The sequence below is a fragment of the uncultured Streptococcus sp. genome, from assembly GCF_901875575.1.
Lineage (GTDB): Bacteria > Bacillota > Bacilli > Lactobacillales > Streptococcaceae > Streptococcus.
Window position 1 is genome coordinate 101507 of record NZ_CABFMF010000033.1, and the last position, 25442, is coordinate 126948.

Annotated in this window: 29 protein-coding genes and 1 tRNA gene; 20 read left to right on the top strand and 10 right to left on the bottom strand. The window is 36.7% G+C overall.

The genetic code is table 11. The features are described 5' to 3' along the window. Nucleotides 1-16: 16 nt before the first annotated feature. Nucleotides 17-1702: a recombinase family protein gene (locus tag QZ114_RS07470; RefSeq protein WP_295501639.1), complete on the bottom strand. Its 1686-nt coding sequence runs from the start codon at nt 1700-1702 to the stop codon at nt 17-19. Nucleotides 1703-1827: 125 nt separating this feature from the next. Here QZ114_RS07470 and QZ114_RS07475 point away from each other — a divergent pair, with 125 nt between their 5' ends. After that, a complete protein-coding gene (locus QZ114_RS07475) occupies nt 1828-2757 on the top strand; it encodes a DUF2806 domain-containing protein (protein ID WP_295501641.1) in 930 nt (309 codons plus the stop codon). On the opposite strand, the gene QZ114_RS07480 is transcribed toward QZ114_RS07475, so the two are convergent. The 7 genes from QZ114_RS07480 to QZ114_RS07510 form a co-directional block, all read right to left on the bottom strand. After that, the gene (locus QZ114_RS07480) at nt 2752-2946 is read right to left on the bottom strand and encodes a hypothetical protein (protein ID WP_000511383.1); all 195 of its coding nucleotides are present in this window, start codon (nt 2944-2946) and stop codon (nt 2752-2754) included. The genes QZ114_RS07475 and QZ114_RS07480 overlap by 6 nt on opposite strands. Before the next feature lie 134 nt (nt 2947-3080). After that, the gene (locus QZ114_RS07485; RefSeq protein ID WP_295501645.1) at nt 3081-3203 is read right to left on the bottom strand and encodes a hypothetical protein; all 123 of its coding nucleotides are present in this window, start codon (nt 3201-3203) and stop codon (nt 3081-3083) included. Next, nucleotides 3196-3966 (bottom strand): replication-relaxation family protein, encoded by a 771-nt coding sequence (locus tag QZ114_RS07490; RefSeq protein ID WP_295501646.1) that lies wholly within the window; start codon nt 3964-3966, stop codon nt 3196-3198. The genes QZ114_RS07485 and QZ114_RS07490 overlap by 8 nt, the downstream gene beginning before the upstream one ends. Continuing rightward, the gene (locus QZ114_RS07495) at nt 3953-6103 is read right to left on the bottom strand and encodes a type IV secretory system conjugative DNA transfer family protein (RefSeq protein WP_295501648.1); all 2151 of its coding nucleotides are present in this window, start codon (nt 6101-6103) and stop codon (nt 3953-3955) included. The genes QZ114_RS07490 and QZ114_RS07495 overlap by 14 nt, the downstream gene beginning before the upstream one ends. Nucleotides 6104-6264: 161 nt before the next feature. Then, nucleotides 6265-6870 (bottom strand): MT-A70 family methyltransferase, encoded by a 606-nt coding sequence (locus QZ114_RS07500; RefSeq protein WP_295501650.1) that lies wholly within the window; start codon nt 6868-6870, stop codon nt 6265-6267. Between the two features lie 155 nt (nt 6871-7025). After that, nucleotides 7026-7271, bottom strand: coding sequence for a hypothetical protein (locus QZ114_RS07505; RefSeq protein ID WP_295501652.1), 246 nt, complete (start codon nt 7269-7271; stop codon nt 7026-7028). A gap of 10 nt (nt 7272-7281) precedes the next feature. Further along, complete coding sequence (locus tag QZ114_RS07510) at nt 7282-7542, bottom strand: hypothetical protein (protein WP_295501654.1); 261 nt, start codon at nt 7540-7542, stop codon at nt 7282-7284. Between the two features lie 314 nt (nt 7543-7856). Here QZ114_RS07510 and QZ114_RS07515 point away from each other — a divergent pair, with 314 nt between their 5' ends. From QZ114_RS07515 to QZ114_RS07580, 14 genes are all read left to right on the top strand, one after another. After that, a complete protein-coding gene (locus tag QZ114_RS07515) occupies nt 7857-8777 on the top strand; it encodes a hypothetical protein (RefSeq protein WP_295501656.1) in 921 nt (306 codons plus the stop codon). 139 nt (nt 8778-8916) lie between these two features. Continuing rightward, a complete protein-coding gene (locus QZ114_RS07520) occupies nt 8917-9309 on the top strand; it encodes a hypothetical protein (protein ID WP_295501657.1) in 393 nt (130 codons plus the stop codon). Between the two features lie 432 nt (nt 9310-9741). Beyond that, nucleotides 9742-9987 (top strand): hypothetical protein, encoded by a 246-nt coding sequence (locus QZ114_RS07525; RefSeq protein ID WP_295501658.1) that lies wholly within the window; start codon nt 9742-9744, stop codon nt 9985-9987. An 89-nt stretch (nt 9988-10076) separates the two neighbouring features. After that, nucleotides 10077-10718, top strand: coding sequence for a recombinase family protein (locus tag QZ114_RS07530; RefSeq protein ID WP_295501660.1), 642 nt, complete (start codon nt 10077-10079; stop codon nt 10716-10718). A 251-nt stretch (nt 10719-10969) separates the two neighbouring features. Next, a complete protein-coding gene (locus QZ114_RS07535) occupies nt 10970-11362 on the top strand; it encodes a hypothetical protein (RefSeq protein WP_265477181.1) in 393 nt (130 codons plus the stop codon). 18 nt (nt 11363-11380) lie between these two features. After that, complete coding sequence (locus QZ114_RS07540) at nt 11381-11551, top strand: hypothetical protein (RefSeq protein ID WP_295501664.1); 171 nt, start codon at nt 11381-11383, stop codon at nt 11549-11551. Nucleotides 11552-11570: 19 nt separating this feature from the next. After that, on the top strand, nt 11571-12026 hold the full coding sequence (locus tag QZ114_RS07545; RefSeq protein ID WP_261048515.1) for a hypothetical protein: 456 nt from the start codon (nt 11571-11573) through the stop codon (nt 12024-12026). A 2-nt stretch (nt 12027-12028) separates the two neighbouring features. Next, nucleotides 12029-12415 carry a hypothetical protein gene (locus tag QZ114_RS07550; RefSeq protein ID WP_295501668.1) on the top strand — a complete coding sequence of 129 codons (387 nt, stop codon included), beginning with the start codon at nt 12029-12031 and terminating at the stop codon, nt 12413-12415. A gap of 18 nt (nt 12416-12433) precedes the next feature. Then, on the top strand, nt 12434-12766 hold the full coding sequence (locus QZ114_RS07555; RefSeq protein WP_295501669.1) for a hypothetical protein: 333 nt from the start codon (nt 12434-12436) through the stop codon (nt 12764-12766). 1 nt (nt 12767) lies between these two features. Further along, complete coding sequence (locus QZ114_RS07560; protein WP_001284806.1) at nt 12768-12947, top strand: hypothetical protein; 180 nt, start codon at nt 12768-12770, stop codon at nt 12945-12947. 451 nt (nt 12948-13398) lie between these two features. Continuing rightward, nucleotides 13399-13650 carry an AAA family ATPase gene (locus QZ114_RS07565; protein ID WP_295501672.1) on the top strand — a complete coding sequence of 84 codons (252 nt, stop codon included), beginning with the start codon at nt 13399-13401 and terminating at the stop codon, nt 13648-13650. 67 nt (nt 13651-13717) lie between these two features. Next, the gene (locus tag QZ114_RS07570) at nt 13718-16270 is read left to right on the top strand and encodes a TrlF family AAA-like ATPase (RefSeq protein WP_295501673.1); all 2553 of its coding nucleotides are present in this window, start codon (nt 13718-13720) and stop codon (nt 16268-16270) included. A 626-nt stretch (nt 16271-16896) separates the two neighbouring features. Further along, nucleotides 16897-17274 carry a hypothetical protein gene (locus tag QZ114_RS07575; RefSeq protein ID WP_295501675.1) on the top strand — a complete coding sequence of 126 codons (378 nt, stop codon included), beginning with the start codon at nt 16897-16899 and terminating at the stop codon, nt 17272-17274. Nucleotides 17275-17460: 186 nt separating this feature from the next. Continuing rightward, entirely contained in the window at nt 17461-17784 is a 324-nt protein-coding gene (locus tag QZ114_RS07580; RefSeq protein WP_125394839.1) for a hypothetical protein, read from the top strand. A 566-nt stretch (nt 17785-18350) separates the two neighbouring features. Here the strand turns inward: QZ114_RS07580 and QZ114_RS07585 are convergent. Both QZ114_RS07585 and QZ114_RS07590 read right to left on the bottom strand, forming a co-directional pair. Beyond that, on the bottom strand, nt 18351-18641 hold the full coding sequence (locus QZ114_RS07585; protein ID WP_295501678.1) for a DUF6900 domain-containing protein: 291 nt from the start codon (nt 18639-18641) through the stop codon (nt 18351-18353). 396 nt (nt 18642-19037) lie between these two features. Then, nucleotides 19038-20354: an FAD-containing oxidoreductase gene (locus QZ114_RS07590; RefSeq protein ID WP_295501680.1), complete on the bottom strand. Its 1317-nt coding sequence runs from the start codon at nt 20352-20354 to the stop codon at nt 19038-19040. A 328-nt stretch (nt 20355-20682) separates the two neighbouring features. Between QZ114_RS07590 and QZ114_RS07595 the strand changes: the two genes are divergently transcribed. The 5 genes from QZ114_RS07595 (at nt 20683) to QZ114_RS07615 (ending at nt 25153) form a co-directional block, all read left to right on the top strand. After that, the gene (locus QZ114_RS07595; protein ID WP_295501682.1) at nt 20683-22257 is read left to right on the top strand and encodes a DEAD/DEAH box helicase; all 1575 of its coding nucleotides are present in this window, start codon (nt 20683-20685) and stop codon (nt 22255-22257) included. Between the two features lie 258 nt (nt 22258-22515). Then, nucleotides 22516-23304, top strand: coding sequence for a GTP-sensing pleiotropic transcriptional regulator CodY (gene codY, locus QZ114_RS07600; protein ID WP_295501684.1), 789 nt, complete (start codon nt 22516-22518; stop codon nt 23302-23304). Then, nucleotides 23304-23879, top strand: a complete 576-nt coding sequence (locus tag QZ114_RS07605; protein ID WP_295501686.1) for a cysteine hydrolase family protein — start codon at nt 23304-23306, stop codon at nt 23877-23879. Before codY ends, QZ114_RS07605 begins: the two co-directional genes overlap by 1 nt. Before the next feature lie 80 nt (nt 23880-23959). Continuing rightward, nucleotides 23960-24045 (top strand) — tRNA-Leu (locus QZ114_RS07610). 208 nt (nt 24046-24253) lie between these two features. After that, complete coding sequence (locus tag QZ114_RS07615; protein ID WP_295501688.1) at nt 24254-25153, top strand: Rpn family recombination-promoting nuclease/putative transposase; 900 nt, start codon at nt 24254-24256, stop codon at nt 25151-25153. The last annotated feature ends 289 nt before the right edge of the window (nt 25154-25442 follow it).

Below are 25442 nucleotides of genomic sequence, written 5' to 3' on the forward strand. Positions count from 1 at the left end.
TCGCTCTTTTAAATACTTAAATATCACCAATAAATCGGTAGTGTATTTCCAGTTTAATTTGCCTATTCTTGCCTCTACCAATCGGTTGGTGGACAATAATTTTATCAATCAATTCGTTGATAATTTTTGGTGTCAACTTCTCAAGCTGAGTATATTTTCGAATGGCTGTCATAAATTTTTCAATGTTGTGGGCAGATTTCATTTTTACCCCAAGAGTTGTGGTGGCAGTTTGGACTTTTTCCTTCAACTCAGCTTGTTCCGCCTCATAGCTGTCGCACAATTTTTTGAAGCGGTCATCCGCAATCTCACCCAACAGTTGCTTTTCGTAAAGTTTCTGGATAATGGTGTCGAGCTCCGCTATCCGCTGTTCATCTTTTGAAAGTTGCTTTTGTAATTTACTAAACTTTTTAGTTTCCTTAATCTCAAACTTGTCTTTCAAGCGTTGTAAAAAATCTGCTTCGTTAATCTGAAACGAGTTTATCAGTTCTTGAAGCTCGTTTAAAATTAGATTTTCCAGTACTTCTTTACGAAGATAGTGACCGCCCGAACAAGTATCGCCAGCTCGCTTAAAATGGTAACATTTATAATGGTCGAGGTTCACACCATCTTTTTCTTGTGGGCAAAAACTTAATTTATGTTCGTTTTCGCAATAAAGCAAGCCTGCAAACAAATTTTCGTGTCCTATTTTGTTTTTCCAGTTCTGCCTTTGAATGACTCGCTTGTGTCCCATCATTTTTCTTGCAATTTCAAAATCTTCCTTCGAAATAATCGCTTCGTGGCTATCTGGGAAAATTAGCCAATCTTCACGAGGTCGCATGCGACAATTCCGCTGTTTATAGGAAATTTTTGCGGTTTTCAAGTTAATGGTTGAGCCGATATACTCCTCTTTTTCTAATATTTGCCAAATCATCTGAGTTTTCCAATAACAAGGGTCGCTCTCTAAAATCCGATAGTTCGCAATGCCCAGATTTATTTTGTAGCGAGCAGGAGTGAGAATTTTGTCACTCCTTAAACCTTGAGCTATCTCAGTTGGCGTTCTGCCTGAAATATACTCCGAAAATATTCGTTTAACGATTTCTGAAGCATATTCATCTACCAACCACTCCTTACGATTTTCTGGATTATTGAGATATCCATAAGGGGTAATCCAACCGATTTTTTCGCCATTTTTGGCTTTGGTATGTTTCGAAAGCTTAATTTTCTCGCTACACTGCATACTATACCAGTTGTTAAACAGGGAAACTAACGGTGTGAGATAGGCATCTTGGCTGGATTTCTTGTTGCTATCTATATTTTCTTGTAGGGAAATGAAGCGAATGTTTTTCGAAGGGAAAACCACCTCCAAAAGATTTCCTGAAAGCAGATAATCTCTTGAAACACGGCTCAAATCCTTTACCACAAAATTCGAAACTTGGTTGTTTTTAACCAATGCCAGAGCTTGTTGGAAAGCTGGACGCTGGGCGTTTGAACCTGAGTAGCCATCATCGTAAAATACAATTGGGTTGCTCAAATTCTCTCGCTCCACCAGTTTACTTAAAATCAAGCGTTGGTTGGAAATTGAGTTAGATTCACCTTCGTTTGCGTCTTCTGCGGAAAGTCTACAATACAAAACGCTAATCTCGCTCAAACCTTCAAACTCAACCTCCGTCCAATCTGGAATCTGCCTTGTTAATGTGCTGTTTGTCATAGTCTCTCCTTTCAATTACACTCTAACCCATGGACAGGATACCTCGAAAGGGCGAAGAAGTCCAGCGGTTTATGGGTTGTAAGCGATTTTTTAGGTAATTTATGGTAGAATGAGGTTAATAAAAATATTGAGGTGTTAGTATGGAATTGCCTGTTATTCTAAATGAAACTCTTCCAAATTTAATATTTCCTACTATTTCTGGAGCTGTAGTTTCTTATATAGGTTATAGACTTGGGATAAAGGAAGTCATAAAGAGTGGAAGTGTTGCAAAACTATATGAAATGATTGATACAAATAACCCAAGATTTTCTCCTTTAGAGTTAGCTAAATGTAAGAATGCTATGGATATTGGTAAACTTGCTCAAACATATCGAAAAATAGAGAATAGTTCAGGCGTTGAGTTTTCCTTTGAGTGGTTTGATAGATTTTTTGATGCCGCATCAAGAGTATCAGATGATGATATGAAAGCAATTTGGGCGAAAATTCTGAGTGAGGAAGCTAACAACAAGGGAAAATATTCTTTTCGATTTATTGAATCTATGAAATTACTTAGCCAATATGAAGCAGAAACATTTTCAAAACTGGCAAAATTAGCATTGTCAGAACCCGATGGGGATATATATATTTATGCTCCATCAGATTCACAAATAGAAATATATGAAAAGTATGGAATTAATGACTATGATTTTTTGCTCATGGAAGAGTGCGGTCTGATTAATATGGGTGTGACCCAAAACCATGATATTGAATTAGATGTCGAAACTTGCAACGGATTCTCTAATGGGAATTTATTTGTTAGATTTTATTCAGAAACTTTATCAGATGAGATGGTGTTTAAATTCGAAAGCTATCCTTTAACAAGATTTGGTCAACAAATTTATAATCTCATCGAAGATGTTAGTTGTAAAGGATTTGTTTTGGATTTAGCGAATAATATTAAGGAATCGTTAGAAGTAGATTTAGTTGTTGAAGTTCATCCTATTTTAGAAATTGAAGATGGGGATGTTATTGTAGATACTGACATTAATATTCTTAAAAAAAGAGTCCCAAACAGGACTCATAAATCATAAACCGTTCAATTTTTTAATTTTACGATTGTATTTTTTGACCTGTCTTGTTGATTTCAAAATCGGAATGTATTCTCCTTTAGGGAGTGTTATCTCTCCATTATCTGCTCTTCGGGAAAACATTAGAAGTTCCTCGAAAGCCCTAACTCGGCGTTCGAGTGCTCTATCTTTAAAAAATTTAATTATTCCCATCTTACCTCCTCCTCAAAAAGAAAAAACGAAATAGAACAATTACAATCCACAGGTCTGTAAAGTTCTACTTCGTTTTTAAGTATGTTCGAATTATACTATAAAATAAATGTTTTGTCAATACGTAGAACAATTCTTTATTTTTCCTGCAAAATCAGCTTTTCCAGCAGCTCTTTCAAACTTTTCGAACCACCAAATTTTCGGTCAATCTTAAAAGTTGCTCGCCCAATTTTGACAATTCGTTCTTTTTCATTATTCATCTGTTCGTCCTCCAATCCATTCACTAAATTCCTCCAGCGTCACCACCTGAAACATTGGGTGAAAGTTGTTTAGCTCGCTTTCTATTTTCTTCGCAATCGCTTCTTTTCGTTTGTCGTGTGGCACAATCCATAGAACCAGTGGAAACACACCATCTTGCTCTCGCTGCTCGATGCCTGTTTGGTAGTAGGCGATGTATTTTTTACACTGGTTAGCCACTCGATTTAGGCTTTCGGTCGCCATATCAATTTCATAAAAATAACTGTCCTCATATTCGCCCAAAACTAGCTGGGCAAAAGCATCGGGCTTGAGAAAAATCTTCTTGCCCGAAAAGGTGGCGTAGGTGCGGTAGCAGGTGGGTTCAAAATTGAACCGTTCCAGCTGGATTTTGCCAGCTTCTTCCAACAATTTCAGAAAAACATACGCTTGTGTCACCGCCAGCGTGTGTTCCAAGTGGTGGGCGGTGGGTTCATACTTATTTTTAAAGCGTTGTGGACGGTGTAATGCTTTCAACCCTTTTATCGTGATGTGCCAAACGAAACTGCCTGAACCTGCTCGTACGCCACCGATTCGCCGTTCGAGGTGATTGATGAGTTGGCGATTTTTGATCTGGTTTAAAAGCAAGTTAGCTCTTCGGAAAGCAGTTCGCGAATGCTGGCTATCCTGAAAATAGAGGGCAACAATCTGCTTGGTGGTCGCATAACGACACCGGGCGAGTAGGGTTAAAATCTCTCGTTCTTTTTTCGTTAGTTCAATTTTCTCCATTTTGTCCTCCTCGCTTCTTCCGTCCTAAATTTTCGGGTGGAATTTCATCTTTCTTGTTTTGAAGTGGTGTATTTTCGAAATTGGCTAAATCGTCGCCATAGTATTCCAAACTTTCGGCATAAAGTTCATCAATTGGCTGAGCATTTTTCGAAAGAGGTAGACTTCGCCCTGAGACCCACTTGAAGTGATTGTAAAAAATCGGCATTTGGGCATAAAAGTGAAAAGGTGCAAGGGTCATAAAATCTTCGAAAGTGAGTTCTGGAGCTTGGCTGGCGAGTTCCTTGGCTTCGTGGTGTTCCAGCGTGAAAATGATTTTACTGCGACAATTACTCAAAACGCTGGTACGCAGAGTAGATGGCAGTTGCGTCAGGTGCTGGCTGGCGAGAATGTAGCCCACTTTCATCGAACGAGACACTGCGAGGGCATCCTCCAAATCCACAGGGAGCTTAAGGAATTGCCCCAGCTCATCAATGTAAATGGGTAGGAAAGGGCGATTTTCAGGGGCGAGATGAGCTTGGTGGAGGGTTAGCTGGTAGATGTAGTTGGTGATAAGCGAACCGATAAATTTGGCGTTTGTCCCCCCGATTTGCCCTCGGTTGAGGTTAACTAAGACTACTTTTTTACTGGTGAAGAGCTCCATCAGGTTAAATTTTTTCGAAGTAGAGGCAAGTATGGCTCGCAGTTCTTTTCGAAGCAAAAGCTGACGGATTTTGTTTAACACTGGCGAGATTAACACCTCACGGTTGGCATCGCTTAGCTGGTTGTAGCCCTGCCAGAAATCCAAGAGAAAAGGGTCGGAAATCTGACTTAATAGTTGATTTCGAAAGACGGGATTGGTTAAAAACTGAGGTAATTGGGGTAAATTAGAATTTTCAACTTGTGCCATCACGGTTAAGGCGTGGCTGAGCACATCAACCGTGCGAATACCCCAGTTGTCGCTGAAAAGTTCTTGAAAAAGATTAAGTAACATATCCGCCACCAGCTCAGGCGAGGTGTAGCGAGTCAGGTCAAAGGGGTTGAGACCGATAATTTTGCTGCTGGAGCTGGGATCAATGATAACCAAATCTGCTCGCCGTTCTTTTGGGAAATGAGCCAACACTTCTCGCACCAAGTCGCCTTTGGGGTCAATTAACAGCGTGCTTCTGCCTGCTTGAATATCTGCCAAAATGAGCTGGGCAAGCAAGGTAGATTTTCCAACGCCCGTTCCGCCTAACACCAAGAGATGCTGAGTGGCGTCTCGAGGCAAAATCTGGAGCGGTTCGTTTTTGATACTTTCACCAAATTTTCGAACAGGTACATCTGGAACTTTATAGCCCAAAGGCAGACGGAGAATTTTGGGGTGAATATTGGCAATCCCAGCCAGCTTGCCTTCGCCAATAGGGGCAAGCCAAAAGCTGGCAAGCTCCTGCGAAGAAAGGGTGAGCGGAAAAGCCCACGGAATTTGAACCTTATTCACTTTCTCGCTTGAAATCGGGTCGAGAAAAAGTTCGACACCGCTAGATTCTAACATTCGAAAGGATCCTAAAACGGTATGGTATAGCTCATTCTTGCGAAAATGACTATCACTTCGCACACCAATCCGTACATCTGCTTGAAACTGGGCGTGGCGGAGTTTTTCCCGAATTAGCTTGTCGGCGTCTTTGGAAAGCTTTGGGATATTCCCTGAAATCCACTGCCACCAAGTGGCGTTAAGGTGCGACAAATCACGAGCCAGCGGTTGTGGCGGACGCGACTTGCCCACCACAACCTGTACACAAATTTCTTCCTGCGGTTTTAGGTGATGACTCAGTGCCAAAAAGGAACGAGTGAAGTTTTCAACGCCATCTGTTTTGAGACTAAGATGGTTGCGTTTGATAGCTACACGCCACGCTTTTTCAGATGTTTTTCGCTCTTTAGGGCGAAGTTTCGAAAACTGAATGTCATTGGAAACCTGCATCATTTTGTGTAAATAGGGCGTGTCCAGTGGGCTACTGAGAAGCAAATATCGCACCTCGTTTTTCGTTAAACGAATCTCCAAAACGAAGGGTTGGCGTCTGGTGTAGCCTGAGAGTCGCACCATCAAATCTAGTATGTCTTGAAATTCCACAGGGCGAGTGTAATCCATTTCATAAATTTCAAAATTTGTTGGGCGTTTCATTGGTCACCTCCAATCTCTTTTGTTTTTCCAGTAGCGAAAAGCAAGCATTCCGCCACCAAGTAATATGGCAAGCAGGCTTAAGGGTAGGGCAATTTCGATTAGCCAGTAAATCGCCCGATTGACTAAATATGCCAGTAGAACGAAAAGCAAGGTGTAGCCAACTATTTTTCGCACGAGTCATCATCTGCCTTTCTGTAGTCAATGGGATTTTTAGAATATTGAGGAACGGGATAGTGAGAGATGATAATGTCGCTCTCAACTTCATTACCCCATATAGCCCATTTTTTATTAGAAGACACAGGTCGCCTTGCAAAGAGCTCCAAATAATCTGGTTCAGAACAGCGTTCGATGATAGCAAAGAGTTCCTCGGGCTTGTGGCTATGGTCTTGTTTGGGGAAGAAACCCCAATTCATCTGCCCCTTGAACTTGATGGGAGCTTTTCCTCGAGTTGCGAAAATGACATGCTCGGTGGAATTTCGAAGATAAGTTCCTAAGCCCAGAGTTGGTTTAACCCAAGTAAAAATGCTTTTTGGCTCAAAGCCCCACGCCCGAATAATATCGTAAGATTCTTCCATATAAGAGTTGGAAGTCCAAAACCAGAGATGGGCGTTGTCTGCAGCGATGTCCTTGATGGGCATATTGCGGATTTCTTCGTGGCTCATCAGGTTGTAATGCTTGCAGGCTCCGTAGCTACCTGTTTGGTTCTTCATATAGGGAACATCAGCGAGGATGGTTTTGAATTTCTTTGGTTTAGTTGGTTGTGTCATTTTAAAATCCTTTCTGTTTGTGACGCTCCGAGCATACCAGAAACCGCTGGCAAAAGGGAGCGTAAGCAGTTTATGGATTGGGAGCGATGCGAATGGGACTAAATCTGTTAAAGTGCTAAAATATTGCTGTTTTGTTCGGTGATGTAAAAATTACCTCACTTTCGAAGTTCTTTGAGTAGTTCCACCTGAGCTGAGAGGAATGCCTCGTTGACGGCTTGCCTACTCTCGAGAAATTGAGCTAGTTCAATTTCTTCTTCAGTGTAAATAGGAGGAAGATTTTTATTTTTCTCTTTGACGGGTTGTTTTTTAGATTGAGAATCAAGATATACCAACAAGGCAATAACGCCAGCCACAAAGCCAAGAGAAACGGCAAAAATTATGGGTAAGATAAATTCGTTCATAGGGAACCTCCTATCTTATCTGCTGGGAAGCGACTAAGGTAAAAGTCTTAATGATGAAGTCTGTGCGTTCCTTGGCGTGGGGAGTTTTTGCCAGAATATCCGCCTCGAGCTTCGAAAGGTCGCCTACTTTGTTAAGAATGTCTGCCGTCAGAAGCTGATTCTTCTGAAGAATAGCCATATCTTTGGATAGAGTTTTTGCGACTTCAAGCTGAAATGGATTCGCCAGTTGAGGAGTTACATCTGTTTGGTTTTGAGTATTTTGTGGAAGCATAGTTTTTCTCCCTAATAGCCCCATAGAGGCAGATTTATATTAGTGGGGCTTACACAACCTAATATAAACCTGTAGTCAATTATTTTCTAGACCTTTTCTTTGTGAAATATATCGCAACAGCTGAGGTTAGAAGATACGGTAAAAAGATAAGTAATGTTAGCAAGAGAATTTTCCTCCTTAAAAGAGTATAATAAAAGTAAAAGGTTTATCAGAGGGGAAGTCGACTTGTTCCTTTGATGGTTTTAGTATATCGCTAAATATGTTTTGAATCTATTACCTAAAAACAACAAAAACAACAGAATGGAGACAAAATCATGTATCATCTATGTTTTGCGACTTTTATGGATATGCTCATGTTAAATCAAAACCATAGAAGTTATATTGGTAGGACGACTTTCGTAAGAGAATTTTTGGTATGTTTTGAAGACAGTCTTGGAGACTATTCGAAAAATGTTATTGGTTATTTAATGAGCCGTAGTAGGAATCCGTCTAAAATATTAATGAAAAAATTAAAGGTTGGAAAAATGGAAAACTCAACAGATAATGTAAATTACTTTGCTAAAAAACGATTAGTTGAAGATAGTGGAAAAGTTAAAGCGAGTATAATCAACTTAATAAATAATTCGGAAAATATCAGCAAGGATGATAAGGATAAACTAATAAATATTATCGATAATGACACTACATATAACTTTTTAAAAGAGGTATTTTACTTTGCTGTAGAAAATACTGTCAATATTGACTTAAAAATTAAAACTCTTGAAGATTTGCAAAAAGCTATTATTAACACTGATAATAACGCTAAACTTGAAAAATTATGTTTGGTAGCTTTTGATATGAAAAACGAAAGTGCTATGAACTTGTGTTTCGAAAAAATGACCAACTCTGTTCATATAAGTAGAGTGATTGAGTATGCTGTTGAAAGTGGATTCCACAATGATGAAATTATGCAAGACTTTATTGATAAAATGATTTCTAAAATAAGTAATAATGTTTATTTAGATAGAATTTTTAAAACATATTTGTCTAAAGAAGAAATATCAAATGACGATAAGATTCAATTTATCGACAGGCATATTCATCAAATTGCTAATAATAAGTATCTATTTGATATTTTGAAATTTTTATATGAGAATAATTTTAAAACACAGGCAATTAAGTATATGAGTAAATTAACTAATGATACTTACACCACTCGATTCCAAGAGTTTATAGGTTCTATTGACAAAACATAAATATTAGTGTATAATTAAGCTATAAAATTTAATATTTTCGCACTTTTCGGATTTTACTTCTGAATTGTAGCCCTTGCACTTGGTAGGAAATAAGTATACCTACCGAGCAAGCGGTAGGTAAAATTTGGAGGTAAAATATATGTTTCAAAATCGTGTTCCTGACAGAATTAAGCAAATAATCTGGAACGATACCGCTAATGACCCATATTCAAAAGAGAGTGTGGCAAGAAGATTATTAGTTTACTTTGATTACATGCCGTTTATGTCTAATGGTCGAGAAATTGTTGAAAAAATTACAGGATATACTTTAAAACAACAAGTTAAGTTATCTGAAAAGAATGAAAAAACAATTAACAATGTAATGAGGTATATATCTAAAACAGATGGTTCGTCTAAACTTTTGTATGAAAGTGGATCTGTTAAACAACAAGAACTCCAAGATACTATTGAGCATATTATGCAGGAAATTCTTGGGTTGACGAATGATCAATATTTGATTTTAAAAGAAGGGTTGAAAGATAGTAACATTTGATTTTTTTGAGACCTCTCTGAATGAGAGGTCTTTTCTCGTCCCTCAATCCATAGTAAAATATCCCCCTGAATCAACAAGATAGTATTAAAATTGTTAGTTGTAGTGAAGAAGAGATAGAAGAAAACCAAAAATGGAATCGACATATATTTTTATGTATTGTATAATAAGCAAGTAAAACATCTTTGTTTTATGTAACTTGCGTTCTTCTTTGAAAAAAAAAGAATTTATGCGTTCATTTACGGTAAAACCTACCGTGGGTGAACGGTAGGTTTAGTATTTTTTAAGGAGGGAAAAGTATGGATTTACCAAAAGATAATTAATAGCACATTTGTTTGGCTTGACACACTTTCTGACCCATATTCAGATGATTCTATTGCAAGAAGATTGGCAATATTATGCGTTGAAGACGAGATAATTTCAAGAGTTCTTGATATGCCTATCGAACGAATAGAAGAATTGCGCAACATGAATACAGCTTTATCTAACAAGATGAAATATTTTGCAATAAACCTAAAAAAAGAGCTTGAAGCTATCCCAAAAGATGAACTTATGCTAATTGGTGTGGGTGGAATTGATGATGCTGTTTCTCAAACCATTGGAATGGATATTGAAGTATATGATGAAATGCTAAAGATGTTTAGATATAATAATGCTAACTTTGGAGAACCTATATTTTAATCTCAAGACCCTCGTGGGTCTTTTTCATTTCGTTAATTTTTCTCTAAAATATAACTACCCTGCTACAATAGTAAAGTAAGGAGAAAAATGTGAAGAAAAATATTGAACAATATCAAAATAAAGATTCAATTACTATCGGATATGCTCGCGTTAGCTCAACAGATAATCGGCAAGAATTGGGTTTATCTGTTCAAAAAGAGGCGCTCAGCTTTTGCGACAAGCTCTATATCGAAAAAGATTCAGGCGGAAATCAGGAACGACCGAAGCTTGATAAGGCATTAAAATTAGCCAAAAATTATGCTAAACAAGGGGTTAAAACAAATTTTGTCGTATATAAATTAGATAGGCTTACAAGAAAGATGCTTCACCTATCTGCTATTATTGAAGATTTAACTAAACATGGTATTCATCTTCAATCAATTCATGAAAATATTGAAACAGATTCTTTAACTGGAAAATTCTTTTGTTTAATGTTGGGTTATGTGGCAGAATGGGAGCTTCAAGCGATTTCTGAGCGTACTAAAGACGGACTCCGTAAAGCGAAAGAAAAAGGTGTGAAACTTGGCAATAAAGGAATAGCGAAAGATAAAGAAAAGCAAATTATTGCACAATACCAGCAAAAAGAAATATCCGTCCGAAATATTGCTAATCAGCTGAATATTTCCACGGCAACCATATATAATGTGCTAAGGCGCAATAGTATTCAAATAAATAGAAAAAATCACCTATAATTGATTGACAAATCCTTAGAAAAATAGTACATTAAACCTATCAACAGTTTTAGTAAACGGTCGTTTGTTAAAACAATCAAAGTTATCAATAAAAATATTCAAAATGCTGATTTAATAAGGTTTTAGTTACCTTGTTGACTTGGCATTTTTTGATTTTTCATTGTTTTAGTTGACGACCGTTAACTAAAACAAGCTCAACCCCTATTGTGGCAGGGATTTTTTGAGTGAAAAATAAAAAATGGAGGTTCTTTATGGGACTTAACGACTTAAAAGCCGACTCAGTTGAGGTGACAACCAAACTTTCGGTTTCTGATATTGGCGTGATTCTTCAAGAAATTTGCGCCGAATGGAAAACAACCCCAGAAGCTATTCAGAGTAGTTCGGGTGCATTAGCTGATTTTGATGATAGAGCTGATATAGAAATCGTCATTAAAGGTAAAGCTGGCTTATTCTCTCCGCAATTTTATGCAGTTCAGGTTTATGTTTATCAACTCGAAGATGAATGTGGACTTCAACTAATAGCGTTGGGTGATTCTGGATTTTCGAAAATGTGGTATGGTCTTAATGGCGCGATAAAACTGTCTGAAAGCATTAAACGCCGTGATGCCATTGTAGAACGAATTATGCAATATAGTTCTAGATAGAATAGAAAGAGGTTTAAAATGAATGCTCGTTTAAATCAAAAAGTTGTTCGTGGTGAATTGGTTGAGATTATTGAAAGCTCAGGTGGTTTTCTTGGCGGAATTGAATATCAATTAGTCGTTGGTGGGAAGATTAAAGAACAATCCAAAGACCTAAGCTATATTCTTAGTGCCTTTGATAGATATTGGTAATTTATTAGGAAAAGTGTCGATGAAAAGAAAGCTATTTTTCTCATTTATAATTTTACTGTCATGTATTATGCTTTTAGGTTGTAGTTCCCCTAAGAACTTCACAGGCAAGTGGAAGACCGATATCTTCGACCAAGGAAGTGTTAGAGAAGATGGTGCAAAAATTGCAGGTAAAGCAACTGGACAAGCCGACCTTGCTTCAATTATCTCTAAATATATTCACTGGAATGCTACTATGGAGATAAAAAAAGACGGAACTTTAACAATGGATAACGGCGAAACTTTCTCCGCCAAATGGCATCAAAAAGGCGACAAAATTATAATTGAAGGAAAAAATATTTCCGGAATTGCAACCCTGTCCGATGACCAAAAGACTTTATATTTCGAAAATAAGCCATTGAATGATAATTCTGATAACCAGAATGGTTTTATGATTGGAGAAAATTCATTAAAGTTTGAATTTAAAAAGGTAGAATAATGATGAAAAAATTAGGAATGGTGATTACATGTTTAGTGATGATTCTGTTACTTGTTTCTTGCGCAAATAAGAGAAATGATTTAGTTTTATCGGATTTTCCAAGTATTCAGAATGAGCTAACCGAAAAAGACTTGCTTAAGGCGGTTGGAGCACCACACGAGAAGTCCTCTTCTCTTAGCGATGTTACCCAGTTATATGGAGAATTACTAAAAATGGACTTATCTAGTAGTGAATCAATCCTGTCTCATAAATCAAATTGGACTGTGGGAATAAATGGAATCATCACAGACTACTACGTCTACAAATTAAAAGATGGTAAATCAGTGATTGCTTTTCTTAGTAAAGGAAAGGTCGTTGCAATTACAAGAAAAGGTATCGATTATAAGTAACGTAAAAGGTAAAGTAATATGAAAAATAGCATTAAAATTCGGTTGGCAATTATAACAATAGCCATAATTGGGTTTCTATTTTATGGATTTAGAGATAATGGTTCAGTGATTTATTACGGGCAAAGCTATACAGCAGGTTCCGTATTTAATCCTGATTCGTATCTCTCAGCTGGGCTATTTAAATCCGCAGGCAAAGAGATAAACAAACTGGTTTCGAAAAAGCGTGGAAGTAGCCTTACAGGTGTGATGGTCTCTGTTATAGTTGGTGGAATCACTTTTTTCACACTTTGGCAAGATGACGATTTTAAAGATATTTTAGTAGAAGAAAGAAAACAAGGAGAAAATAATTAAAATGGCCAATTTGGATAATTACTTGATTTTGGTTTTTATCGTAGTAACTGGAATTCTTATCGCTATTCAATTCGCAGGCGAGCGTTTTGCGGATTGGCTGACAGATTTAACTGAGCAATTCTTTTCAAAAAGTCTGGATAAGCATGAAGAAAAACGTAAGGCGGAAAAAGAAGAAAAATAAGTTAAGGAGTTACAGTCTAGTTATACTGCCAGATAAAACTAAGATTATCTTCTCTTATTCAAATCTAAGGTATCTAATCCCCCAAAAATCAATATATATTTGACGAATAATAGAAAAAAGACGGCTCATTTTTTGAACCGTCTTTTAATTCACTCATAAGATGTATGAACTCAGATTATTTTCGAGTTCTGTGCGTGGGGCGTTTTTCAGCTCCACTTTGGTATACGACTTATTTTGTATTTGCACAATATTTTTCAAAATCTAAAGAAAAACTGCGTTTAAAAATGTCCCTAATAAAGAATAAGTTTGGATATAATAGGTGTGATGTCGAACGATAGTAAAAAATTTAGACTTCCAATACTTTTTTCGAAAATTTTTGGTATGAAGCAAATGTAGGCTTTAAAGTGGTATAATAAATGTATAGATAGCTAAACAAAAGAGGTAATTTATCGTGATAATAAAAGCTCTTCAAATTAAAGGTTTTAAAAAATTTAGAGAATTGGAAGTAAAATTCAATGATGAAATTTCGGTTATTGTAGGAGAAAATAAAAGTGGAAAATCCAGCTTATTGTTAGCGTTGGATATAGCTCTAAACCAATCTGTTTTCAATCGTGCAGCTTCATCGCTTGATAGATATTTGAATAAAGAGGATAGGATAGAAAATGGATGGCGTGAAGAGATAGTATCTGAAATTTTAGCATAGCCTGTAGGAAATGCGAGTAATTATAGGAATTTGCATAAGATAATTGATGTAGAAAGGTTTGTATTCAATGATTCAAAGAGGTTCAGAGTTTAGAAAATGGGATTTACATATTCATTCTCCCTATACAGTGTTAAATAATCAGTTTGATAAGCTGTCCGATGGAAGTCCAGATGTAGACAAATTCATTCAAAAGATAAAGGATGAAGGTATCTCTGCTGTTGGATTGACTAATTATTTTAACTTTAATGATGATGATTTTAAGTTAAAGGAAAGATTGAATAAAGAAGGAATTGCAACTTTTTTAAATCTTGAGGTTAGGTTATCAAATATTAATAAATCTGATGAACTTTTTGACTATCATGTAGTATTTGATAATGAGGTTCAAGACGACATAGTAAAAAATTTACTTGGTCACTTAAAGGCTAATATTGGTGATGGCGAAAAATCATTTAATCGTTTAAGCAAAACTGAAATAGACAAGAAGGCTCACATTCCTTTTAAAGATTTATTAAAAGTCTTAAATAGCGATAGAGAACTTAATGGTCGTTTTCTAACTGGCTTTCTTTCGAGAGGTCACGGTAGTGCAACTAGTGATTCTGATTCTAAAAATAAGGCAGTTTATGAAGATATTTGTATCAATTCTGATTTTTTGATTCATTCTAGTAATGAAGTAAATATCACAAAAGATAGAGAATTTTGGCTTGATAAATCCCCGCATATAAGACCACTACTTCAATCCTCAGATTCTCACTCTTTGGAGCAAATAGGAAGTAAATATTCTTGGGTGAAAGCAGATTTAACTTTTGATGGTTTGAAACAAATAAAGTATGAACCAGAATATCGAATTAGTGTTGAGAAAGAAAAACCAACTCTCGAAAAGAATGAACTTGTCATTGATAAGATTCTATATAATGGTCAAGATATTTATTTATCTGAAAATCTAAATACAATTATTGGTGGACGCTCAACTGGCAAATCAACTTTATTGAATTCTATAGCTAAAAAACTGGGACGAGAGCTGAATGATAATTCATATTCTTTTGAGAATATGGATGACTTTCATATTATTTGGAAAGACCAGCAAGAAGATAATTCCAGACAGATAGAGTATATACCTCAAGAGTATATGTTTGCTTTAGCCAGAGACAATAAGAAACTTAAAGATTTGGTAGGAAATATTATTCAATCCAAGGCAATGGACTCTGAGTTAAAGAAATATGAACAAAATTGCACTGCTTTACGTCTTGAAATTAGAGGGTTACTTGATAGTTATAAAGAGAACCAAAAAAATATTCATGAGCTAATTAAGCCAGAAGCAGAAAAACAAGCTACTCAAAATCGAATAGATATATATGAATCAAAGAAAAAAGAATTATTAAATGCTAGTGAGATAACGGAACAAGAAAGAGATTTATTTGAAAATCAAAATAAAGAATTGCAGTTATTGAAAAAACAAAAAGAAATTCATGAATCTGACTTGCGATATGTATTGGGTATTCCTCCAATTACATTTGAATTTCAAAGTTTTGATAGAATAAATTCTCCATCTCCAGATTTAAGAGTCAGAATTGGTCAAATAACAGCTCGATTACATGATTCTGTTAGAGCTCAGCAGAAACATGAAATTAAGGTAATAAAATTGGAGAAAGAAAGTCTGATTAAAGATAGTGAAAATAAAATTGCGGATATAGAAAATGATGACATATACAAGAAATGTGTTGAAGCAATGAAAAATAATTCAGAGATAGCGAGGTTAAATTCTTTAATTAAGAATGAAGTTGATATTTTGGCTAAAATTGAAGCGTTTGAAAAACGAAGGGATGAATTAGATAAAGCAACAGAAGAAATTCAAAAAGAGATTATTTCGAAATATAAGGAATACTCTAATATTAGAACTGAATTATTGAATGATTTCAAGATTGAAGATGATGATTTAAAGATTTCAGTCAAGTTCTCATTAATTGATTTAGAGGATGAATTTTATTATATTAATGCTCGAGGTCGTTCAAAACAAGATTTTATAGAAAAAATGATAGGTTCTTTTGAGGAAGTTGTTGATTCAATATTTGACGAGGATAGTCTTGCGTTTAATGGAAATAAAGATAAATTTAGTCACATTGAGCATTTCCTCACTACTAATTTTTACAAATATAGTTTTGTGATTGAATATCAAGGTGATAAATTTGAACAAATGTCTCCTGGTAAAAAAGCGTTTATTGTATTAAAATTAATATTAGAGTTTTCAGATAGTAAAATCCCAGTATTAATTGACCAGCCTGAAGATAGTTTGGATAATAGGGCAATATATACTGAATTGACAAAATACATCAAAGAAACTAAAGAGGATCGACAAATAATCATAGTTACTCACAATCCTAATATAGTTGTATCTGGTGACGCGGAAAATATTATTGTAGCTAATCAGCAATCTGATAATTCTCCAAATCAAAATGGTAAGAAGTTTGACTATATAAATGGTGCTTTAGAGAATCGTAATAATAGTCCTAAATCTGAATTCATACTTCAAAAATACAACATCAGGGAACATGTATGTGATATTTTGGAAGGTGGAGAAGATGCATTTATGAGGAGGGAGAAAAAATACAGTATCAACCGTTAACAATAATTTATATCTGCAAAATAACAAGAATAGTTATTTTTGTGTTAAAGTCTAACACACACATTTAGCTCGAGGAGACTCGGGCTTTTTGGTTGGGTGAATGCTTTTACACAGTAGAGAAAGGTAAAATATAATAGATTGAATCTGGAATAGTCCACGGACTTTTCTAAAATATTATTAGGAACTGGTTTGAATTTTGCAATTAAATTGTTCAGTTTTTATTTCGTTTAACTATATTTAAGGTAAATCGATAGCTTCTTGCGTTCGCTTCGCCTTTCGGTTCGGGTTGCTTAACTTTGCACTAACACCGCCGTTTATGCCCAATTTTGGCATATGACTTATTGTATTTTTACACAATATTAGTCTGTATAGAGGGGTGCGGAGGAGTCTTCAAAAAAATATTCTAAGCTTTTTATTTCCTTTTTTGCTTCTGTTGCGATGGATTGACTTTAGAAAATATCCAGTAGTTGAGCTTTTCACAGCTCCACATTTTCGCAAAAATACCAGCAAAAAATCTTAATTTTAGCCCAAATGCCGATGTAAATTAAACTCAAAAATAGTCTGGACTTCATTGCTACAGAGAGTTATGATGGACATGTAAAAGAAATTTAACAGATAGGAGTGATATGTATATCGATTTAGAAACTGAAATATATCTACAAAAATTAGAAAGCAAAATACGCCAGCAAACATATTGGGGCGTAGTGCCAGAAATACCAATTGAATGGCAACCAAACCAATTAGGATTTTACCTCAGCGACCCAATATCTTTGCCTGCATTTTTAACGAGACTGCGAGTGTTCGAAAAAGGTTTTGCTTTCAACTATATTGAAACTAATGTTTTTAAACGAAAGATAACAGTTTTCGCCATTAACGAAAACAAAGAGAAGTTTATTGCGAAAATCGAAAAGTTGCTCACTTGCCAAAGTAGAGGTGAGATGTGCGAAACCTTGCTATACATTTTAGTAACGCCAGTAACTTGTATCGATGAAGCGATTTGTTAACCTAAAATTACAACAAAATTGCCCCAGTTTTGCGACTGGGGCGTTTGTTTCGAATTGAAAATATATAGAAAATTTTATAATACAGTGTAAAAATGTCAGAAAAATTAAAAACAGTTATAAATAATACACTACTATTGACAAAGTGTAAGGATATCGTTATATTAGTAACACCGAAGATTTCTTGTTTTGTCTAACCAACACATTTTTAATGAAAGTGAGGATGGGACAGATAAAAAGATAAAATCAATGTTGACTGCAGCAGGTGCTGGTGGTATTGGTAGCGTAGTCTCTGTTCATATATTAAAAATACCGTTCGAAAATCTTACTGTGATAAGTGTAGTGATAGTCGTTATTTCACTAATTATTTGTTGCTTTGCATTCTTGGTTATCAATTCTAACAGAAGAACCAGAAATTCAAAAGAGCTGATGGCCACTTGGCTTAGAAAGGGTAATAACTATACTAAACCTAGGAATAAAGCTTCACCAAATAAAAGAAAAAATCACCACTAATAGTGGTGAAGCTAATGCAAATCAGTCTTATCGTTCTCTTGTTGGTTAACTATAAGGCTGATAACTAAAAATAAGAAATCTTCTCCCCAACGGTAGTACGAATATCGTTGGGATTTTCTTTATCTCAAAAGCATATATTTTATAGCTACTTGAGATAACTTAATCTATTATACAGACTTTAAGTAATTGTGTCAACAGTTTTGTTGAAAAAAGCGTTAAAATAACTAAAATTAAACTTAGCTGCAATTTGTAATCCTAAACGGCAAATTCGTCCAAATCTTCCATTCTGCAACAAGCAGTATAATATTTTTCGACACACTCAGGATTAAGAAAACGGCAAGTATAAAACCAAGAATATTCGTCCGTGATGGGGAGTTGCACTTCGAAAACGAGGCTTAAAAACACATCACCCACCGTATAATCGTGCAATTTTTAAAAAGTTGTAAGGTGAACTGTTTCAATTTGGTGGAGTTTGGGCGGTAGAAAATTTTGAAATTTGGCTGAATCATATCTCTCCAGTAGTAGTCAAAATTTTCGAAGGCTTTTAGTTTTGCTTTGTTGCCAATTTAAAGCTCGGTGGGTACTGGAGCTTCTTGCGACAGTTTGCCCAACTCGTAACTCACCCGAAGCATTTCTTGAAGCGTCCAGACCGAAATATCGTGAAAATCTTGGCTATCTAAGTTTTGGCGCTCCAGCGTAGGGATTCTACCAATCATGCTGGCTACTATAGCAATTTCTTGGTCTCGGGTGGTATCTTCGTTTTCAAAATTGTGGATATTTTGAATGCGGTCTTGAAGCGAGAATTGCTCTTGATCAAGTTCATTATTTTGAATACTTCTGTTAGTGAATTTTTCCATAGAAATCTCCTTTGCTTTGTTGGTGTGTCCATCATAACTCTCCATAGTGGAAGAGTCAAGCACTTTTTCACGAAAAACCCAACGACTTGAAATTGCTGGGGTTAAGGGGTTAGAGTTGGTTAGTTGTTGGACTGCTGAGTGAGGTGTGGACATTATATCACAAAAGAGGGAAAAGACGGATTTGATATTCAATGAAAATCCAAGAGCAAACTAGGAAGCTAGCCGCAGGTTGCTCAAAATACTGTTTTGAGGTTGCAGATAGAACTGACGAAGTCAGTAACCATACCTACGGCAAGGTGAAGCTGATGTAGTTTGAAGAGATTTTCGCAGAGTATGAGATTTGGCAGAAGCAAAAACAGCCCCCAAGAGGGCTGTCAGTTAAGATGAGACTTCAACTTAAATCGCAAACAAGTCATTCAAGTTCTCAGCCAAGGTTGGGTGAGTGAAGATTTGTTTTGTGAAGTAAGTGTAAGGAATCTTGTTGTCTATTGCAACAGTGATGATGTTGATGATTTCTTGAGAACCTTCTGAGAAGATGCTTGCTCCAAGAATTTCTTTTGTTTCAGTATTAACAACAGCTTTGAAAGCTCCGCGAAGGTCTCCATTTACGTGACCACGAGGCATTGCTGCTACAGGGATTTCCTTAACAGCGTATGGAAGTTTCAAATCAGCTGCTTGGCTTTCAGTCAAACCAACTTGTGAAAGTGCAGGTGTAATAAACATGGTGTTTGGTACATTGAGACGGTCTTCAAGTGTATAGCTACCATCTCCAGCAAGGTAGCTGTAAACAACACGGAAGTCATCAAGTGAAATGTAAGTAAATTGAAGACCACCGTTGACATCTCCAACTGCAAAGACACCAGGGACGTTTGTTTGACAATGTTTGTCTACTTTAATAGCACCACGTTCAGTTAGTTCAATATCTGTATTTTCAAGTTGAAGTGGTTCTACATTTGGTTTGCGTCCAGTTGCGTAGAGAAGGGCATCGAAACGGTAAGTTTCGTTTTCAGTTACGACAAGGACTTGGTCACCGTCGTTTTTGATTTCAGTAGTGCGGATATTTTGAAGCAATTCAATACCGTCTTCTTCCATATATTGCTTAGCAAGAGCTGCGATGGAAGGTTCTGCACGAGGTAGGAAAGTATCCAAGGCATCTAGAACTGTAACCTTGCTTCCAAGTTTGTTGTAAAGACCAGCAAATTCAAGACCGATATTTCCTCCACCAAGAACTCCAAGTTTTTCAGGCAATTTGTCCAAGTTTTGAATACCTGTTGAGTCAAAGACGTTTTTGCTTGTAGCAAGTCCAGGGATTGGCAAGACGTTTGAAACAGCACCAGTGTTGATGACGATTGTTTCAGCGGTCAGTTCTTTCTTTTCATCACCAGCTTGGATTTCGATGACTTTATTTGAGAGGAAGTGAGCTTCCGCATCAAAGATGTCCACGCCTGTACCAGCAACAGTAGCATAGTTTTTACCGTTGAGGCGACCAGTGATCGTGTTTTTGGTAGCAATCACTTCTTCAAAAGACAAGTCCTTCTCAGCAGCAACTAGCAAAGTTTTAGTTGGGATACAACCAATGTTGATACAAGTTCCACCGTACATAGCTTTGCTACGTTCAACGAGGGCAACTTTTTTGCCAGCTGAAGCCAATTTACCAGCTAGTGTTTTACCAGCTTTACCAAATCCGATAACGATTAAATCATAAGTTAACATTTATCTTCCTCCTATTCGCATTTCATTCTAGCACAAGAAAAAAACTTTTGCACAATTCTGCTACGCTTTAAAAAAGTTTATGAAATAGTGGAAAGTTTAACTTTATTTTCTCAGAAAAATCGTTTACATGACTTTATTGACGAATTTAACTATCTTTTACTCTGGTCTTGTGTTATACTAGATAGGTTGCAAAGAAAACAGTACTTTTCTTTTGTGGAAAAGAAGCAACACGATTTTATATCCAGTATATGAAAATACGTCATAAAAAGAAAAGTATAAACTAAGCCCTATAGGGTGGCTTCGCACCACCTTTAGAAAGAAGAATAACGTGAAATTTAATGAATTAAACTTGTCTGCTGATTTGCTAGCAGAGATTGAAAAAGCTGGTTTTGTAGAAGCCAGTCCTATCCAAGAGCAAACTATTCCCTTGGCCCTTGAAGGTAAGGACGTTATCGGTCAAGCTCAGACTGGTACAGGAAAAACTGCAGCCTTTGGTCTACCAACTCTTGAAAAAATTCATACAGAGGATGCAACTATCCAAGCATTAGTAATTGCTCCAACTCGTGAATTAGCTGTCCAAAGTCAAGAGGAATTGTTCCGCTTTGGTCGCAGTAAGGGTGTAAAAGTTCGCTCAGTTTATGGTGGCTCTAGTATTGAAAAACAAATCAAGGCCCTTAAATCAGGTGCTCATATTGTAGTTGGAACTCCAGGTCGCCTCTTGGATTTGATTAAACGCAAGGCCTTGAAATTACAAGATATTGAAACTCTCATTCTTGATGAAGCGGATGAAATGCTCAACATGGGATTCCTTGAAGATATCGAAGCCATCATTTCTCGTGTACCTGAGAATCGTCAGACTTTACTCTTTTCAGCGACTATGCCTGAAGCTATCAAACGTATCGGTGTTCAGTTCATGAAAGAACCTGAGCATGTCAAGATTGCTGCTAAAGAATTGACAACAGAATTGGTTGACCAATACTATATCCGTGTTAAAGAACAAGAAAAATTTGATACCATGACCCGTCTCATGGATGTGGAACAACCAGACCTTGCTATTGTATTTGGTCGTACCAAACGCCGTGTGGATGAGTTGATTCGTGGTCTTAAAATCCGTGGTTTCCGTGCAGAAGGAATTCATGGCGACCTAGACCAAAACAAACGTCTTCGTGTCCTTCGTGACTTTAAAAATGGCAATCTTGATGTTTTGGTTGCGACAGACGTTGCAGCACGTGGGTTGGATATTTCAGGTGTGACCCATGTCTATAACTACGATATTCCACAAGATCCTGAAAGTTATGTTCACCGTATCGGTCGTACAGGTCGTGCTGGTAAGTCAGGTCAGTCTATAACTTTTGTATCACCAAATGAAATGGGCTACCTTCAAATCATTGAGAATTTGACCAAGAAACGTATGAAAGGCCTCAAACCTGCAAGTGCAGAAGAAGCCTTCCAAGCTAAAAAACAAGTAGCTCTCAAGAAAATTGAACGTGACTTTGCGGATGAAGAAATTCGTGGCAACTTTGAGAAATTTGGTAAGGATGCCCGTAAATTGGCTACCAAGTTTACTCCAGAAGAATTGGCTATGTATATCTTGAGTCTGACTGTTCAAGACCCAGATAGTCTTCCTGAAGTTGAGATTGCGCGTGAAAAACCACTACCTTTCAAACCATCAGGTAATGGCTTCGGTGGTAAAGGTAAGGGAGGTCGTGAAGGTCATCGTAGAGATGAGCGTCAAAACCGAGATCATCGTGGTGTTCGCCGTGAAGATTTTAAAAAAGGAAAACGTGGTAACGATCGTTTTGACAAAGACAGACGTTATCGTAATAAAGACAATAAAAAACCTCATAACACTTCAAGTGAGAAGAAGACAGGCTTTGTTATTCGTAATAAGGGTGATAAATAATAAAAAAGCGATTCACTATGAATCGCTTTTTTATATAAGGAGACCGAATTTTGGAAAGGAAGATAAATAAATTAGTCATATTATCTTCTTATAATATCATTATACAAAAAAATATCTAACTTGTCAATAGATAATTAGAAAATTTAGTTAAAATATTCTTGTTTTTTTTAATTGCAATTAAATAAGCAATTTTCAGATAATAATTGAAAATTAAAGGTCTTTATGTTATAATGGAAGCGATTAAATACGAGGTGAAAAATGGCACATTTATTAGAAAAAACACGAAAAATCACATCTATTTTGAAACGTTCTGAAGAACAGTTGAAGGATGAATTGCCATACAATGCCATTATGCGTCAATTAGCTGATATTATTGATTGTAATGCTTGTATTGTGAGTAGTAAGGGTCGTCTGTTGGGATACTTTATGCGCTATAAAACCAATACAGATCGCGTAGAGCAGTTCTTCCAAACTAAGATTTTCCCTGAGGTCTATATTCAGGGAGCCAACATGATTTACGATACAGAAGCCAATCTGACAGTAGATCACGATTTGAGTATCTTTCCAGTAGAGAGTCGTTCGGATTTTCCAGATGGTTTGACAACTATTGCCCCTATCCATGTATCAGGGATTCGTCTTGGTTCTCTAATTATCTGGCGCAATGACAAACAATTTGATGATGAGGATTTGATTCTTGTTGAGATTGCAAGTACCGTTGTTGGTATTCAGCTCCTAAACTTCCAACGTGAAGAAGATGAAAAAAATATTCGTCGTCGGACAGCAGTAACGATGGCAGTTAATACTCTTTCCTACTCAGAACTACGTGCTGTCTCAGCTATTTTAGCTGAGTTAAATGGAAACGAAGGTCAATTAACAGCTTCAGTAATTGCAGACCGTATCGGGATTACACGTTCTGTGATTGTCAATGCCCTTCGTAAACTTGAGTCTGCAGGAATTATTGAAAGTCGCTCACTTGGAATGAAAGGGACCTATCTTAAGGTTCTGATTTCAGATATTTTTGAAGAAGTAAAGAAAAGAGATTATTGATGGTAAAGGCTTTAATTTCGATTGATTATACAGAAGATTTTGTTGCAGATAGTGGAAAATTGACAGCAGGTGCTCCAGCCCAAGCTATTTCAGATGTCATTAGCAAGGTGACTCGATTAGCTTTTGAAAGAGGAGATTACATTTTCTTTACAATTGATGCTCATGAAGAAAACGATTGTTTCCACCCAGAAAGTAAATTATTTCCTCCTCACAATTTGATTGGGACGAGTGGACGGAATTTATACGGAGATTTGGGAACCTTTTATCAAGAGCATGGTTCAGACAGTCGAGTTTTTTGGATGGATAAACGCCATTATTCAGCATTTTCAGGTACTGATCTGGATATCCGTCTGAGAGAGCGTCGGGTTCAGACAGTCATTTTAACAGGAGTCTTGACAGATATTTGTGTCCTACATACAGCTATTGATGCCTATAATCTTGGATATGAGATTGAGATTGTCAAGCCAGCTGTTGCTTCTATCTGGCCTGAAAATCATCAATTTGCTCTTGGACATTTCAAAAATACACTCGGAGCTAGGCTAGTAGATGAAAATCTGAATGAAATTGCAGAGTAACTTGGCGTAGGAGAATGAAAAAATCTGAAAAAAGTGTTGACAAGCCTCCTAAAAGTTGATATACTAGTAAAGTAATCGACGCGGGGATGGCGGAATTGGCAGACGCGCAGGACTAAGGATCCTGTGACCGCTTTAGGTCGTGAGGGTTCAAGTCCCTCTCTCCGCATAGGGTAAGAGTTAGCTTAGGCTAGCTCTTTTGTTTTTATCAGGGCTATAATATCTATAGCGGCTGCCTCTCACTTTCAGATAAATAATATAGTTTGAAATTTCTCCTAATTTTCTCTACTCTTTCTACTTTTTCCGAATAAATAGATAGAAGCATCAAATCTAGCAAATTAGATTTAAAAATGTGCTATAATGTAAGGAGGGAAAGTATGACTCTACGTCATCCGGGCATTAGCCCAACTAATGACTTGGTAGCTAAGAAAATTTTCAGCAATCCAGAAATCACTTGTCAATTTATTCGCGATATGTTGGATTTACCAGCCAAAAATGTGACCATTTTGGAGGGAAGTAACATTCATGTCTTGCCTTCCCTGCCGTACTCGGCGCAGGATTTCTATACCAGTATAGATGTTTTAGCTGAACTAGATAATGGCACTCAAGTAATTATTGAGATTCAGGTGCATCATCAGAATTTTTTCATCAATCGCCTGTGGGCTTACTTGTGCAGTCAGGTCAATCAAAATCTTGAAAAAATTCGCCAACGTGAAGGTGACACCCACCAGAGTTACAAGCATATCGCTCCTGTTTACGCCATTGCAATTGTGGACAGCAACTACTTCCAAGATGATTTGGCTTTTCACAGCTTTAGTATGCGCGAAGACACGACAGGTGAAGCCTTAACCATCACAAATAATGGACAAGAAAACCACCTAGTCAAGATGGCATTCTTGGAACTAAAAAAATACAGAGAAACCAGCAAAGATAGGATTCGCAAGCCGTGGTTGGAGTTTTTCGGGAATAAGCCCTTTACTCAAGAACCCGAACGCGCCATCAGTCAAGCAGACCAACTGCTGGACTACAAGAGCTGGTCCGAGGAGGACAGGAAAATGTTTAGTCAACTACGTATGCGAGAAGAACAAGCATTGTTAGCACAGGACTATGCCTTGGAAACAGCTAGGGCAGAGGGTCTTGAACAGGGACTTGAACGTGGAAAAGTTGAAGGACAAATCTTTACCTTTATTGATTTAGTACGCCAACATGTTTTAACTTCCGAATTTGCAAGTAAACAGTTGGGCATGACTGTCGCTGAGTTTGAGTCCTTGTTGTAAAGACTAGCACTAACGGTTAAGATGGCCTTCTTGGAATTAAAAAAATACAGAGAGACCAGCAAAGACGAGGTGGTTGGAATTTTTCGGGAACAAGATCTTTGCTAAGCAATAAGCTTTATCTATAAAATATAAGGATGGGTAGTCTACTATCTTAAAATAAAATAATGACAGATTTTTCCGAAACAAAAGGTAAAATCTGTTTTTTATTATGTGACTATTAGTCCGTCTCGCTCCGTTAGGTGCGAGACAAAAAACCACCCGCTATGCGGGTGCGCGTCGAAGGTTATAC

Excerpts from the sequence above, each read along its gene's own strand:
- QZ114_RS07615 (WP_295501688.1), top strand. The coding sequence starts at position 24,254 with ATGACTCTACGTCATCCGGGCATTAGCCCAACTAATGACTTGGTAGCT.
- QZ114_RS07480 (WP_000511383.1), bottom strand. The coding sequence starts at position 2,946 with ATGGGAATAATTAAATTTTTTAAAGATAGAGCACTCGAACGCCGAGTT.
- QZ114_RS07525 (WP_295501658.1), top strand. The coding sequence starts at position 9,742 with ATGCCTATCGAACGAATAGAAGAATTGCGCAACATGAATACAGCTTTA.
- QZ114_RS07485 (WP_295501645.1), bottom strand. The coding sequence starts at position 3,203 with ATGAATAATGAAAAAGAACGAATTGTCAAAATTGGGCGAGCAACTTTT.
- QZ114_RS07510 (WP_295501654.1), bottom strand. The coding sequence starts at position 7,542 with ATGCTTCCACAAAATACTCAAAACCAAACAGATGTAACTCCTCAACTG.
- QZ114_RS07500 (WP_295501650.1), bottom strand. The coding sequence starts at position 6,870 with ATGACACAACCAACTAAACCAAAGAAATTCAAAACCATCCTCGCTGAT.
- QZ114_RS07560 (WP_001284806.1), top strand. The coding sequence starts at position 12,768 with ATGGCCAATTTGGATAATTACTTGATTTTGGTTTTTATCGTAGTAACT.
- QZ114_RS07545 (WP_261048515.1), top strand. The coding sequence starts at position 11,571 with ATGAAAAGAAAGCTATTTTTCTCATTTATAATTTTACTGTCATGTATT.
- QZ114_RS07535 (WP_265477181.1), top strand. The coding sequence starts at position 10,970 with ATGGGACTTAACGACTTAAAAGCCGACTCAGTTGAGGTGACAACCAAA.
- QZ114_RS07575 (WP_295501675.1), top strand. The coding sequence starts at position 16,897 with ATGTATATCGATTTAGAAACTGAAATATATCTACAAAAATTAGAAAGC.
- QZ114_RS07515 (WP_295501656.1), top strand. The coding sequence starts at position 7,857 with ATGTATCATCTATGTTTTGCGACTTTTATGGATATGCTCATGTTAAAT.
- QZ114_RS07495 (WP_295501648.1), bottom strand. The coding sequence starts at position 6,103 with ATGAAACGCCCAACAAATTTTGAAATTTATGAAATGGATTACACTCGC.
- QZ114_RS07570 (WP_295501673.1), top strand. The coding sequence starts at position 13,718 with ATGATTCAAAGAGGTTCAGAGTTTAGAAAATGGGATTTACATATTCAT.
- QZ114_RS07590 (WP_295501680.1), bottom strand. The coding sequence starts at position 20,354 with ATGTTAACTTATGATTTAATCGTTATCGGATTTGGTAAAGCTGGTAAA.
- QZ114_RS07520 (WP_295501657.1), top strand. The coding sequence starts at position 8,917 with ATGTTTCAAAATCGTGTTCCTGACAGAATTAAGCAAATAATCTGGAAC.
- QZ114_RS07550 (WP_295501668.1), top strand. The coding sequence starts at position 12,029 with ATGAAAAAATTAGGAATGGTGATTACATGTTTAGTGATGATTCTGTTA.
- QZ114_RS07490 (WP_295501646.1), bottom strand. The coding sequence starts at position 3,966 with ATGGAGAAAATTGAACTAACGAAAAAAGAACGAGAGATTTTAACCCTA.
- QZ114_RS07540 (WP_295501664.1), top strand. The coding sequence starts at position 11,381 with ATGAATGCTCGTTTAAATCAAAAAGTTGTTCGTGGTGAATTGGTTGAG.
- QZ114_RS07555 (WP_295501669.1), top strand. The coding sequence starts at position 12,434 with ATGAAAAATAGCATTAAAATTCGGTTGGCAATTATAACAATAGCCATA.
- codY (WP_295501684.1), top strand. The coding sequence starts at position 22,516 with ATGGCACATTTATTAGAAAAAACACGAAAAATCACATCTATTTTGAAA.
- QZ114_RS07605 (WP_295501686.1), top strand. The coding sequence starts at position 23,304 with ATGGTAAAGGCTTTAATTTCGATTGATTATACAGAAGATTTTGTTGCA.
- QZ114_RS07585 (WP_295501678.1), bottom strand. The coding sequence starts at position 18,641 with ATGGAAAAATTCACTAACAGAAGTATTCAAAATAATGAACTTGATCAA.
- QZ114_RS07475 (WP_295501641.1), top strand. The coding sequence starts at position 1,828 with ATGGAATTGCCTGTTATTCTAAATGAAACTCTTCCAAATTTAATATTT.
- QZ114_RS07505 (WP_295501652.1), bottom strand. The coding sequence starts at position 7,271 with ATGAACGAATTTATCTTACCCATAATTTTTGCCGTTTCTCTTGGCTTT.